The following is an 11,788-nucleotide window of genomic DNA, read 5'->3' on the forward strand; positions in this document are numbered from 1 at the left end:
ATCGAACAAGCCATCGACGTTTCTTGACGCCTGTCGTCCGGCTGTCTAGCGTCGGATGCCATGACCCGGCCCAAGGTCCTGCCGCTGCTCACCGCCCTGATCATCGCCGTGGCCGCGGCGGCCCTACCGGGCAGCGCCGCGTCCGCCAACCCCGCTGGGTCCGCGGGCGGCCCCGGGGCGCTGATGCTGATCGGCGGCGCTCTCGCCGACGACAACAGCGCCGTCTACGGGGAGTTCGTCCGGCAGGCCGGCGGCTCCGAAGCGCGTATCGGCGTGCTCAGCGCGTCCTCGGCGTCGCCGCACTGGGCCGCCAACCAGGTGGGCAAGGTCCTCGAGCAGTACGGGGCCGCGAAGGTCACCTGGATCCCGGTGAGCGTGAAGAAGAAGGGCAGCGGCGACGATGCGGCGAACGCCGCGCTGGCCGCGTCGATGACCGGGTTCTTCTTCGCCGGTGGCGACCAGTTCCGCTACGTGCAGTCGATGATCCACGCCGACGGCTCCGACGGGTCGGTGCTCGCCGCGATCCGGCAACGCTTCCAGGCCGGCGCGCCGGTCGCCGGCACCAGCGCCGGCATGCAGATCTTCGCCGGCCCCGACATGATCACCGGCGGGTTGAGCTACTACGGGGTTCGCGACGGGGCCCAGCCCGGCTACTACGACACCGACGAAATCCTCGGCTACTGGCCCACCGGTGGCTTCAACTTCTTGACCTCCGGCCTCGTCGACACCCACTTCGACGCGCGCGGCCGCAACGGGCGCTCCCTCCGGCTCGCCGCCGACACCGGGCACGACCGCGTGTACGGAGTGGGCGAGAACACCGCGCTGATCGTCAGCGGGGCCGGCACGGCAAGCGAGACCGCGCGGGTCGTGGGCACGAACGGGGTGTCCATCCTCGACCTCCGCTCGGCCCAGGTCGGCACAGTCGGCGGGCACTGGTCCATCAGCGGTGTCCGGTGGAGCTACCTCACCGACGGCGACAGCTACGATCCCGGCCAGTGGCAGGTCACGAAGGGCGCCACGAGCACACCCGCCGTGCCGCACGACCACGCGGCGGCACCGCCGTCGACCGACGTGTTCGGCTCGTACGCGCTGCGCGACGCCGCCCTGGACCTTGCCGGCGCCGGGCAGTCCACCGCGACGACCGGCACGACCGCGCAGACCGCTCCGCGGTTCGTGGTCGGGTTGACCAAGGACGCCTCGTTCCTCGCGTACACCGCCGGCGGAGCGGGCCCCGCGTCCTTCACCGACCTGACGGTGTCGATCCAGGCGGGCTGATCGCCGGCGCCCCTTTCGCCACCGTCAGCGCCGGCCGGTCATCCGCTCGGCGAACTGCCGGAGCTTCTCCTGGGTGCTCGGTTTCGCCGCTTGGCGGCGTCCGACGTCGGTCATTTTGCGCCCCTGGGGACTGTTCAGGAATCCCTTGATTCGTTGGCCGACCGATGTCATGACCTGCCCCTTCCGTGCTTGTCGGCGGTGTGGCAGCGCGGCACTGCCTTGGCTTGGCTTGTTCGGTGTGGCCGCTGGCTGCGGCGCGGCTGGCTGTGTTGTGACGGGCCAGGGGCGCTCTAATGCATGTCTCTGCTCGGTCCGGGTACCCGCACGTGCCTCGTTTATCTGTCTTCGGGGCGGAACGGAAGAGGGGAGGTCCGATGACGATCCGGAGCAGTTCGACAGCAACCGGTGGGCCTGACGGCAAGCCGCAAAAGGCCCGGGACGAAGCGATGAAGGTCGGGCATGAGGCGGCGCAGGCTGGCGGCCAGGTTGCGCGGCAGGCCGCCGGACAGGGCAAGCAGGTTGTGACGGAGAGCCGCCAGCAGGCACGCAACATCATGGGGGAGGCATCCGCGCAGTTGCGGGAGCAGGCGGGGACGCAGCAGAAGCGTGCCGCTGAGGGCTTGCGCGCGTTGGGTACCGAACTCCAGTCGATGGCGAGCAAGAGCGAGCAGGACGGGATGGCCGGCCAGGTGGTCCGGCGCGCCTCGGACGCCGCTCAACAGGCCGCGGGCTGGCTGGAAGGGCAGGAACCGGGCGCCCTGGTGGACGAGGTGCGTGACTACGCCCGCCGGCATCCCGGTGCCTTTCTCGCCGGCGCCGCCGTCGCGGGTCTGCTGGTCGGCCGGTTGACCCGCGGTCTCACGGCCACCGGCGACGGGGGTCTCCAGGGTGGCGAGCACGAACAGGGGCAGGCGGGCGTTCCAGGCGCGCCCGCTGCTGACACCACCGGCAGCCAACCGCTCGCCGGTCTGGGAACGACGCAGGCCCGCACGCCGGAGAGGCGGTGACGCCATGACTAGATCAACAACCCGCACAGCCGAGCGGTCTGAGACCTCGGTCGGGGAGTTGCTCACCGAGGTGACCCGTGACGTGTCCACGCTGGTGCGGCAGGAGGTGGAGCTGGCGAAGGCCGAACTGCGCGAGGAGGCGAGGACGGCCGGCAAAGTCGCCGGGATGTTCGCGGCAGCCGGGCTGGCTGGCCTGCTGACCCTGCTGTTTCTCTCCTATGCGCTCTGGTGGGGTCTGTCCAACGTCATGGACGAGGGTTGGGCTGCCCTGATCGTCGCCGTGATCTGGGCAGTGATCGGGATGGTTCTCCTCGCCCGCGCACGCGGCAACATGCGGCAACTACGGCCGCTGCCACGCACGAAGCAAACCGCCCGGGAGATACCACAAACGATGCGGGGCCGCTGAACCCCGAGGCTAGAGAGGAGTCGGTCGTGTCGAATGATCCCGACCAGATCCGCGAACAGATCGAAACGACGAGGGTCGAGCTGCGCAGGAACGTGGACACCCTCACCGACCGGGTCAACCCACGGCGGGTGGCCTCGGAACGGGCAGACCGCGTCCGCGGCCGGCTCGGCCGGGTCAAGGACAAGGTGATGGGCAGTGCGATGCAGGCTCGTGAAGTCGGCGGTCAGCGAGCCTCGGGAACCGGGCAGCGGGTCTCGGGCACGGCTCACCAAGCGTCCGGTGCGCTCGCTGGCGCGGCCCACCGAGCATCCGACACCGCCTCGTCAGCCGCCGACCGTGCGCGGGCGATGCCGCAGATGACGCGCGAGCGCACCGAGGGGGCGCCCCTCGCAGCCGGGCTGATCGCCTTCGGGGTAGGGCTGCTCGCGTCCTCGCTCATCCCACCCAGCGAGCCGGAACGGCGGCTCTCGGGGCAGGCGAAGCAGAAAGCGAAGGAACACTCCGGCGAGATCAAACAGCAGGCCGGGGCGATGACCCACCGGGTGCAGGAAGACCTCCGCGGGCCGGCACAACAGGCGGCGCAGTCAATCAAGTCCAAGGCGACTGAAAGTGCGTCAGCCGTCCAGGACCAGGGCAGGACGGCGGCACGCCAGGTCCAGGGCCAGGTACGCGAGAGCCGGGACGATCAGCGGCGCTAAGTGTCCGACGTGCGCCGTCAACTGTGATCAGGGTTTGCCGACCCGTCCTTGACCTTTCCTACTCCTCCTCGGCGAACACGACCTCGCGGCGCTTGCGAATCGTCGGGAGGACAGCGACGACGAGCGCTGCCACGGCCAGCGCCAGGAGCACCGCGGAGATCGGTCGGGTCAGGAAGACCGACGAGTCGCCGCGGGAGATGATGAGCGCCCGCCGCAGGTTCTCCTCGAGCAGCGGGCCGAGGACGAAGCCGAGCAGCAGGGGCGCCGGCTCGCAGCCGCACTTGATCAGGAGGTAGCCCAGCAGCCCGAAGAACGCGATCGCGTAGACGTCGTACGCGTTGAAGCTCAGCGAGTAGGTGCCGATCGCGGCGAACAGAATGATCATCGGGAACAGCACCTGGTACGGGATGCGCAGCATGCGCACCCAGACGCCGATCAACGGCAGGTTCAGCAGCACGAGCAGCACGTTGCCGATCCACATCGATGCGATCAGCCCCCAGAACAGCGCCGGCTCGTCGGCGATGACGTTCGGGCCGGGGGTGATGCCGTGGACGATGAACGCGCCGACCATCAGCGCCATCACCGGGTGGGCGGGCAGGCCCAGGGTGAGCAGCGGGATGAACGACGTCTGCGCGGCGGCGTTGTTCGCCGACTCGGGGCCGGCGACGCCCTCGATCGCACCGCGCCCGAACTCCTGCTGCCGCTTCGAGATCCGCTTCTCGACCGCGTACGAGGTGAACGAGGCCAGCACGTGGCCACCGCCGGGCAGCACGCCGAGCGCGGCGCCGAGACCGGTACCCCGCAGGATCGGGCCGACGATCCGGCGCCGGTCCTCGCGGGTCGGCCAGAGGTTCGTCACCTTGCCGACGATGGCGGTGCGGCTCTGCTCGTTCTCCAGGTTGCGCAGGATCTCTGCCACCCCGAACATGCCGACGGCGACCGACACGAAGTCGATGCCGCCGTACAGCTCGCGCTGGTCGAACACGAACCGGGGCGTGCCGGTGTAGATGTCCTGGCCGACCGTGCCGAACAGGATGCCGAGCACGATCATCGCCAGTGCCTTGAGCGCCGAGCCACGCGCCAGCGCGATCGACACGATCAGGCCGAGCAGCACCAGCGAGAAGTAGTCGGCCGGGCCGAACTGCAACGCGACGCGGGCCAGCGGTGGGGCCGCGACTGCCAGCGCGACGGTGGCCAGGGTGCCCGCGATGAAGGACCCGATGGCGGCGGCGGCCAGCGCCGGGCCGGCCCGGCCCTGCCGGGCCATCTCGTGACCGTCGAGCGCGGTGACCGCCGCCGACGACTCACCGGGCAGGTTGATCAGGATCGCCGTCGTCGAGCCGCCGTACTGTGCGCCGTAGTAGATGCCGGCCAGCATGATCAGCGCCGTCACCGGCTCGAAGTTGAACGTGATCGGCAGCAGCATCGCCACCGTCGCCGTCGGTCCGATGCCGGGCAGCACGCCGACCGCCGTCCCGAGCAGCACGCCCACGAAACAGTAGAGGACGTTCTGGACCAGGAAGGCGGTCGAGAAGCCCAGCGCGAGGTTGTCGAGAAGTTCCATGCCTCAATCCGGATGGCGCGTCAGAACGAGAGCCACGGGCCCCACAGCGGGATCCGCAGCTGGAGTCCGACGACGAAGATGAGGGTGCTGGCCACGGTCAGCCCGGCGGCCACGGCCAGGGCCGTGGGCAATCGCACCTGCCGACTGGCCAGGGTGGTGAGGAGGGCGGTCACCGCCGACGTCGGCACGAATCCGAGGCCCCGGAAGCTGTATCCGAAGAACACGACCGCGACCACGATGACGCCGACCGCACGCCAAGGGACCGCCCCGAACGAGACCACCTCGCCGGCGATGAGCCCCTTGCCGACGATCGCCAGGCCGAGGGCGGCCAGTATCGCGCCGACCATCAGCGGGAAGTAGCCGGGGCCCATCCGCAGTGGGGTGCCCAGCTCGTAGCTGAGCGACCCCACCACGAACGCGCCACCGATGAGGATGAAGATTCCTCCGGCGAGGACGTCCGGAACGGACCGTCGGCGTTCCACCTCAGGAGGCCTTGACCCCGGCGTCGGCGATGATCTTCGCCCAGGTTTGGAGCTGTTCCTCGAGGTGCGCCCGGTGTGCCTGCGGGGTCGCGTCCTCCGCCGGGACCGGCGCGGTGCCCAGCTTGGCCATCTGGTCGATCACCGCTTGGTCGGCCAGCGCCACCTTCAGCGCCTCGGACAGCTTCTGGACGACGTCCTGCGGCGTGCCGGCCGGGGCGTAGAGGCCGTGCCAGACGCTGACCTGGAGCTGGGGCAGCCCCGCTTCGGCCGTGGTGGGCAGGTCGGGCAGGCTCTTCACCCGCTCCGGGGTGGTGACCGCGTACGCCTTGACCTTGCCCCCGGAGATCTGGCCGCTGGTGTTGGTCGTCTGGTCGCACATGAAGTCGACCTGGCCGCCGACGAGGTCGGTGAGCGCGGGGCCGGTCCCTTCGTACGGGACTTCCTGGAGCTTGACGCCGGCGGCGTTCTGGAACAGCAGGCCGCACAGGTGGGACGCGGCGCCGATGCCGGCGTTGGCGAGGGTGACCTTGTTGGCGTTCGCCTTGACGTGGGTCACGAGGTCCTGGAGCGTCGCGGGCTGGAAGTCCTTGCGGGCGACGATCGTCATCGGCACCTCGGTGACGAGCCCGATCGTCTCGAAGTCCTCGAGCGGCTTGTAACCCAGGTTCTCGTAGAGGGCGGGCGCGGTGGACATGCCGATGTGGTGCATGAGCACGGTGTAGCCGTCGGGCTCGGCCCGCGCGACCTCGCCGGCGCCGACCGTGCCGCCCGCACCCTCGACGTTCTGTACGACTATCTTGGCGCCCAGCTTCGCGGCCATCGGTTCGGCGATCATGCGGGTGACGGTGTCCGTCGGGCCGCCGGCGCTGAAGGGCACGACGAACGTGATGTTCTGCTCCGGGTAGTTCCCGGCGTCGGCTCCGCTGCCACCGCCGCCATTGCCGGAACAGGCGGCCAGGAGCGAAACCGCGCCGATCGCGGCGACCATCCGCGCCGCGGCCCGGTGCCTGGTCGTTGTCATATCGGGGCCTCCTCGTCAGCGCATGCGCATTCGTCGGTGAGTGCGCGGCCTCAGTCTCGGCTTGCCGGGAAGCGGATGGTGTCAGAGGAATCCCAAGGAATGCGCCGGATGTCAGAGGAATCCCAAGAACCGGAGGGCTACCACGAGCCTCGATCCGGGCCGTACACTTCGCCGGTATGCGGATCACCGTCATCGAGGATGACGACCGCGTGGCGCGGGGTCTGGTGACCGTCCTGGCCCAGGCGGGCTTCGAGGTCCACCGCATCGCCACCGCCGCGGAGGCCATGCGTGCCGCCCCGTCCGATGTGGTCCTCGTCGACCTGGGTCTGCCCGACGGCGACGGACTCGACGTGATCCGCAAGCTGCGTGACCGCCCGGAGACCGCCGTCATCGCCGTGACAGCGCGATCGGAGGAGCACGAGCGGGTCCGTGGCTTGCGCGCTGGCGCCGACGACTACATCGTGAAGCCGTTCGGCATCCCGGAATTGCTGGCCCGGATCGACGCCGTCCTGCGGCGCACCCGGGTGGCTCGTGCCCTGAGCCACCCGGACGAGCCGCTTGTCCTCGGCCCGATGCGGATCGGCGTCGGCACCCGCGAGGTCACCGTCGACGGCACGCCCGTGACGCTGACCCGCAAGGAGTTCGAGCTGCTCCTGCTGCTGGCCCGGCGGGCGCCGAACGTGGTGAGCCGCGACGTCATCCTCGACCAGATCTGGGGCGCGACCTGGGAGTCCTCGAGTCGCACCCTGGACACCCACATCGCGACGTTGCGGCACAAGCTCGGGCCGACCGTGCTCATCCGCACGATCCACGGGGTCGGCTATCGGCTCCTGGCCGACCAGCCGGAGCTGATCGGCTGACGCGCCGTGCACCGTCGCCTGCTCGTCGTCCTGGTGCCCCTCGCGGTGCTGCTCGTCGCGGCGCTCGGGGTGCCGCTCAGCGTCACCGTGGCCGAGCGGGAGATGCAGGAGACGTACGTCGACCGGCTCAACGATGTCGGCCGGTTCGCCTCGCTTGCCGAGACCGCGCTGTCAACCGGGCGGACCGAGGCGCTCCACCAGGCGCTGGTGCGCTACCACGAGCTGTACGGCATCCCGGTCGCGGTGATCGACACGTCGGGCACGGTGCTGGTCGGACCCGCCGCTGCGTACGAGGAGGCGGCGCGGGCCGAGCCGGCGTTGCCCCGGATCGTGACCGCGGCGCTGGCCGGGGCGAGGTCCGAACCGTCCTGGGAATGGGCGCCATGGGACGACTCCGCACTCGTGGTCGCGGAGCCGGTGGGCCGGGACAGCGAGGTCGTCGGCGCCGTCGTGACGGTTTCCGACCTGTCGAAGACGCGCGATCGCATCCTCGTGCGGTGGGCCCAGCTCGCCGGGCTCGGGCTGCTGCCGTTGATCGCGCTGGTGGCCGTCGCCTGGCCGGTGTCGGCGTGGGTGCTGCGGCCGGTGCGGGAGCTGGACGCGGCGAGCTCGCGGATCTCGCAGGGCGACCTCACGATCCGGGCGGACGCCGAGGCCGGCCCGGTCGAGCTGCGGCGGCTGGCGGAGTCGTTCAACACCATGATGGACGCGGTCGAGAATGCCGTGCAGCGGCAGCGGGCGTTCGTGTCCGACGCGTCGCATCAGTTGCGCAATCCGCTGACCAGCCTCCGGCTCGCTGTGGAGAGTCTGGAACCGCATCTGCGTCCGGCCGGCAACGGGCGGCAGGTATACGACGTCGCCGTCGACGAGCTGAAGGCAATGCAGCGGATGTTGAACTCACTGCAGGCCAGTGCGCGGATGGAGAGCATGCGGACGGCGTCGCCGGTGGATCTCGACGCGGTGCTGGCGACCCGGGTGGAACGGTGGCGGGCGTTGACGGCGGCGGCGGGGCAGACCCTGGCGGTCGACGTGCCCCCGGGGCTGCGGTTGCTGGAGCCGCCGGGCGGACTGGGCAGCATCCTGGACGAGCTGATCAGCAACGCGTTACGGCTATCGGACGCGCAGGTGGTGGAGGTGAGCGCCCGAGTCGTCCCCGGTGGTGCGGGCGCCGGACCCGGCGACGCCGCCGCGGCCGAAGCCGTGGTCGCCATCGCTGTCCGTGACGATGGCCAGGGCATCGACGTTTCCGAACGGGCCCAGGCGCTACGGCGGTTCTGGCGGTCGCCGCAGCACCAGAACGTGTCCGGGACCGGCCTGGGACTGGCAATCTGCGCCGACCTGGTCGGGGCGGCCGGGGGCGAGCTGCGGCTGGAGGAGGGCCTGCCGCATCCGGACGGGTCCGGGCACGGATTCGCCGCAGTGGTTGCGTTGCCGGTCGTACCGCGGGTGGCGTCGTCGTCGGGCGCCCCGGCTCCGTCGCCGGTCTGAGGACCCGGGCTCGTCGCCGGCCGGTCGCTGTCCGGGTCAGCGCTTGCGGTCGCGGAACCAGGCGGCCGCGCCCGGATGGAGCGGGACCGATGCGGTGGAGATCCCGGTACGCACGTTGATCTGCCACGCTTCGGGTACGGCTTCGGCGTCGTCGCGGCTGGCGGAGGTGATCGTGCCGGTGTGCGTGAAGATCGTGTCGGTGATGGCGTAGACCAGGTCATCGGGCAGGTCGTTGCGCACGAGGAGCACGTTCGGCACAGCGACGGTGCGGGTGGCCGGGACGCCGGCGTAGGCAGTCGCGGGGACCATGGCCGGAGTGTAGGGACCTGGGTACGCCGTGAAGAGCGTGTCTGCCTGTGCGTCCAACGGGATCAGCCGGATCGGGTGCCGCTGCGCCAGCTCCGTGATGGCGGGTGTCGGGACGCCGGTCAGGGAGAACATCGCGTCGATCTCGCCGTCGCGCAGCGCCGCCGCCGACTCGGCCTGGCTGAGGTACCGACCGTCGGCCTTCACCGGGTCGAGCTCCAGAACCCGCAGCGACGTGAACTCGGTGCCCGAGTCGCGGGCACCGAGGGATATTCGCCTGCCCTCGAGGTCCCGGAACTCGTCGATCGCTGAACCGGCCATGACCACGAGATGCAGGTGACTGTCGTAGAGCCGGCATATCGCCGAGAGCCCCTCGGGCGCGCTGCCGTCGGTCGTGATCAGCGCGTCCAGACTCGTCAGCCCAAGGTGCACCTCGCCGGCCCGCAGCATCCGGATGTTGTCGGTGGACGCCCTGCTCGGCACGGTGGTCACCGTGGCACCCGGCACCTGCTCGGAGATGTGTTCGGCCAGCGCACCGCCGATGCGTCGGTATACCGCCCCCGCCGGCCCGGTCGCCAGTCGCAGGTGGACCTTGTCGACCTCGGCCTGCTGGGAGCAACCGACGAGCAGCCCTCCGGCGGCCAGGAGCACCGCCCGCCGGCTGAACCGTACCTCCGGGTTCAGCACCATGCCGAGATGATACGGACGGCGCACCAGACGAGGCAGGACAGCCGATCGCGTCAGCCTCACTACTGGGGCGTGTGGTTGTGGCACGCGTTGACCGGCGTACCGCATTCCGTCGCGGGGAGCGTCGCCAGGACCGTAGCCTGGCAGACAGGGCGCCGATGCGTGCTGTTCCTGCACGGCCGGCCGCAGTCGGGGTACGCGTTGCGGTTGATGCGGCGGGCACACTCGTGACCGGGCGACAACCGCGAGAGGAAGAAGCAATGTCCTTGACATTGGGGCACGCCCCATTCGCCAAGCAGCGCGGCAGGTTCGACTTTCCCGCTCCGAAGCACGTGCGCTATTGGGAACCCTGGCCCCGCCGGATGCGGGCGGTGTTCGCCGGGCGGACCGTGCTGGACAGCCAACGCGGAATCGTGCTGCACGAGACCGGACGCCTGCCCCAACACTTCTATCCCCTTGACGACCTGGACCAGGACCTGCTGTCAGCCGCCGAACCCGACGCGCACGGCCGGGCACAGTTCGGTGTGCGCGTCGGCCAGCGCAGCGCATCCGGCGCGGTCACCGCCTTCCCGGACGGCGACGACGCAATCCCGGCGCTGCACGGATACGTCTCAGTGGCCTTCGCCGCCATGGATCGCTGGTTCGAGGAGGACGAACCGATCTACGGCCACGTCCGCGATCCCTACCACCGCGTCGACGTACGCACCGCATCACGCCACGTAGTGGTCCGCCACGCCGGACGGATAATCGCCGAGTCCACCCGGCCGAAGCTGCTGTTCGAGACGAGCACCCCGATCCGCTACTACCTGCCCTTCGCCGACGTAGATCTCGGTGTCCTCGAACGCAGCGACACCGTCTCGGAATGCCCCTACAAGGGCGACGGCCAGCACTGGCACCTGCACGTCGAGGGACAACGGGTACCCGACGCGGCGTGGAGCCTGCCGCACCCGCTCCCCGAGGGCTTGGCCGCCGCCGAACACATCTGCTTCTACCCTCACAAGGTCCACCTCGAGGTCGACGGCCGTCAGGTCAGCGCGTAAGACGGTGCCAGGGCCGGTGCGAGGTGCGCCGCTGGCTGGTGTAGACGCGCTGGTCACTCCAGATCCTCGCGCGGCGACCTCTGGGTTCGCTCAGTCCGGCAGCAGCCGCCGGAGCACTCCCTTGCCGGTCGCTCCCATCCGGTACGACTGGACGAGGTACGAGCCGCAGGCGATGTTCGCCCCGGCCAGCACCGGCACCACGTACTGGGTCAGCCGCTGCCTCCGCTGCCAGACGGCGATCTCGGACGGCGTCTCCGGCGTCGACAGCGTCGCGTCGCGTACCTCGACCCTGTCACCGCGTTGATGCGCCTCCTCGGCGAGCCGGCCGATCCTGCTTCCGCAGTAGGCGGCGTAGGCGGTGGCCGCGGCGCCTGCGACGGCGAGTCCGGCCTTCAGAGCCCCGACCGTCCCGAAACCCTTCTGCAACGCCATGCGTCGCCCACCCACCCGGGCAAGTTGTGCGCCGGCGAGCAGGGTGGCGCCGATGCCGAGCCACTGCACCGGGCCGAACCTGCCCCACGCCGATTCGGCGACCCGGATGCGGTCGATCCCATCCCGCAGATCGCTGCCCGACTTGTTCACTCCGGCCACGCCCATCACCGTCCCGCCGAACCAGAGGGCAGACCCGATGTCGTGCACCGCCTGGGCGACGGCGTGGTTGTCGGTGGCGGTCATCTGCATTCCGGACTCCTCGACGGGCGACTTCGCTCGGGTTCCTGCCATACGTTCGCTTTGGTCCGATTGAAGCATCTTCACGCCGCCCGCACCGGCCGATTCCCTGACGGACACTCGCCTCTCCGGGTGGTGTGCGATTCAGCGAGTGCGACCACCCCGGCGAGGGCGGCGCGGCGTCGTGCGGATCTCCAACTGCCGCACGACCTCGCGGCGGGCTGACGTCATCGGCGGTCGGAGCGGGCAAGCTCTCATGGCCTGGGCGGACCAGCCCCATTCGCG

Annotated in this window: 12 protein-coding genes; 7 read left to right on the top strand and 5 right to left on the bottom strand. The window is 70.3% G+C overall.

Annotated elements, in window-relative coordinates:
• Positions 1-60: 60 nt before the first annotated feature.
• The 4 genes from ACTMS0_RS17385 (at position 61) to ACTMS0_RS17400 (ending at position 3,386) form a co-directional block, all read left to right on the top strand.
• Complete coding sequence (locus ACTMS0_RS17385; protein ID WP_441156255.1) at positions 61-1,275, top strand: cyanophycinase; 1,215 nt, start codon at positions 61-63, stop codon at positions 1,273-1,275.
• 374 nt (positions 1,276-1,649) lie between these two features.
• Positions 1,650-2,282 carry a hypothetical protein gene (locus tag ACTMS0_RS17390; RefSeq protein WP_441156256.1) on the top strand — a complete coding sequence of 211 codons (633 nt, stop codon included), beginning with the start codon at positions 1,650-1,652 and terminating at the stop codon, positions 2,280-2,282.
• A 4-nt stretch (positions 2,283-2,286) separates the two neighbouring features.
• Entirely contained in the window at positions 2,287-2,688 is a 402-nt protein-coding gene (locus ACTMS0_RS17395) for a phage holin family protein (protein ID WP_441156257.1), read from the top strand.
• A 26-nt stretch (positions 2,689-2,714) separates the two neighbouring features.
• On the top strand, positions 2,715-3,386 hold the full coding sequence (locus ACTMS0_RS17400) for a DUF3618 domain-containing protein (RefSeq protein WP_441156258.1): 672 nt from the start codon (positions 2,715-2,717) through the stop codon (positions 3,384-3,386).
• Between the two features lie 58 nt (positions 3,387-3,444).
• On the opposite strand, the gene ACTMS0_RS17405 is transcribed toward ACTMS0_RS17400, so the two are convergent.
• The 3 genes from ACTMS0_RS17405 to ACTMS0_RS17415 are packed head-to-tail and all read right to left on the bottom strand — an operon-like array spanning position 3,445 to position 6,453.
• A complete protein-coding gene (locus tag ACTMS0_RS17405) occupies positions 3,445-4,950 on the bottom strand; it encodes a tripartite tricarboxylate transporter permease (protein ID WP_441156259.1) in 1,506 nt (501 codons plus the stop codon).
• Between the two features lie 20 nt (positions 4,951-4,970).
• Positions 4,971-5,432: a tripartite tricarboxylate transporter TctB family protein gene (locus ACTMS0_RS17410; RefSeq protein WP_441156260.1), complete on the bottom strand. Its 462-nt coding sequence runs from the start codon at positions 5,430-5,432 to the stop codon at positions 4,971-4,973.
• A gap of 1 nt (position 5,433) precedes the next feature.
• The gene (locus ACTMS0_RS17415; RefSeq protein ID WP_441156261.1) at positions 5,434-6,453 is read right to left on the bottom strand and encodes a tripartite tricarboxylate transporter substrate-binding protein; all 1,020 of its coding nucleotides are present in this window, start codon (positions 6,451-6,453) and stop codon (positions 5,434-5,436) included.
• Between the two features lie 176 nt (positions 6,454-6,629).
• Here ACTMS0_RS17415 and ACTMS0_RS17420 point away from each other — a divergent pair, with 176 nt between their 5' ends.
• Together ACTMS0_RS17420 and ACTMS0_RS17425 are read left to right on the top strand one after the other, a co-directional pair.
• Positions 6,630-7,313 carry a response regulator transcription factor gene (locus tag ACTMS0_RS17420; RefSeq protein ID WP_441156262.1) on the top strand — a complete coding sequence of 228 codons (684 nt, stop codon included), beginning with the start codon at positions 6,630-6,632 and terminating at the stop codon, positions 7,311-7,313.
• Positions 7,314-7,319: 6 nt separating this feature from the next.
• The gene (locus ACTMS0_RS17425; protein WP_441156263.1) at positions 7,320-8,801 is read left to right on the top strand and encodes an ATP-binding protein; all 1,482 of its coding nucleotides are present in this window, start codon (positions 7,320-7,322) and stop codon (positions 8,799-8,801) included.
• Between the two features lie 36 nt (positions 8,802-8,837).
• Here the strand turns inward: ACTMS0_RS17425 and ACTMS0_RS17430 are convergent, their stop codons facing one another.
• Complete coding sequence (locus ACTMS0_RS17430; RefSeq protein WP_441156264.1) at positions 8,838-9,797, bottom strand: TAXI family TRAP transporter solute-binding subunit; 960 nt, start codon at positions 9,795-9,797, stop codon at positions 8,838-8,840.
• A 359-nt stretch (positions 9,798-10,156) separates the two neighbouring features.
• On the opposite strand from ACTMS0_RS17430, the gene ACTMS0_RS17435 reads away from it, so the two are divergent.
• Positions 10,157-10,834, top strand: coding sequence for a DUF427 domain-containing protein (locus ACTMS0_RS17435; protein ID WP_441156265.1), 678 nt, complete (start codon positions 10,157-10,159; stop codon positions 10,832-10,834).
• 90 nt (positions 10,835-10,924) lie between these two features.
• Here ACTMS0_RS17435 and ACTMS0_RS17440 read toward each other — a convergent pair whose 3' ends face one another.
• Positions 10,925-11,515 (bottom strand): hypothetical protein, encoded by a 591-nt coding sequence (locus tag ACTMS0_RS17440; protein WP_441156266.1) that lies wholly within the window; start codon positions 11,513-11,515, stop codon positions 10,925-10,927.
• Between the last annotated feature and the right edge of the window lie 273 nt (positions 11,516-11,788).

It is taken from the genome of Micromonospora sp. H33 (assembly GCF_052068455.1).
GTDB lineage: Bacteria > Actinomycetota > Actinomycetes > Mycobacteriales > Micromonosporaceae > Micromonospora.

Coding starts and splice junctions, on each gene's coding strand:
- ACTMS0_RS17385 (WP_441156255.1), top strand. CDS start 61: ATGACCCGGCCCAAGGTCCTGCCGCTGCTCACCGCCCTGATCATCGCC.
- ACTMS0_RS17390 (WP_441156256.1), top strand. CDS start 1,650: ATGACGATCCGGAGCAGTTCGACAGCAACCGGTGGGCCTGACGGCAAG.
- ACTMS0_RS17395 (WP_441156257.1), top strand. CDS start 2,287: ATGACTAGATCAACAACCCGCACAGCCGAGCGGTCTGAGACCTCGGTC.
- ACTMS0_RS17405 (WP_441156259.1), bottom strand. CDS start 4,950: ATGGAACTTCTCGACAACCTCGCGCTGGGCTTCTCGACCGCCTTCCTG.
- ACTMS0_RS17415 (WP_441156261.1), bottom strand. CDS start 6,453: ATGACAACGACCAGGCACCGGGCCGCGGCGCGGATGGTCGCCGCGATC.
- ACTMS0_RS17420 (WP_441156262.1), top strand. CDS start 6,630: ATGCGGATCACCGTCATCGAGGATGACGACCGCGTGGCGCGGGGTCTG.
- ACTMS0_RS17430 (WP_441156264.1), bottom strand. CDS start 9,797: ATGGTGCTGAACCCGGAGGTACGGTTCAGCCGGCGGGCGGTGCTCCTG.
- ACTMS0_RS17435 (WP_441156265.1), top strand. CDS start 10,157: ATGCGGGCGGTGTTCGCCGGGCGGACCGTGCTGGACAGCCAACGCGGA.
- ACTMS0_RS17440 (WP_441156266.1), bottom strand. CDS start 11,515: ATGCAGATGACCGCCACCGACAACCACGCCGTCGCCCAGGCGGTGCAC.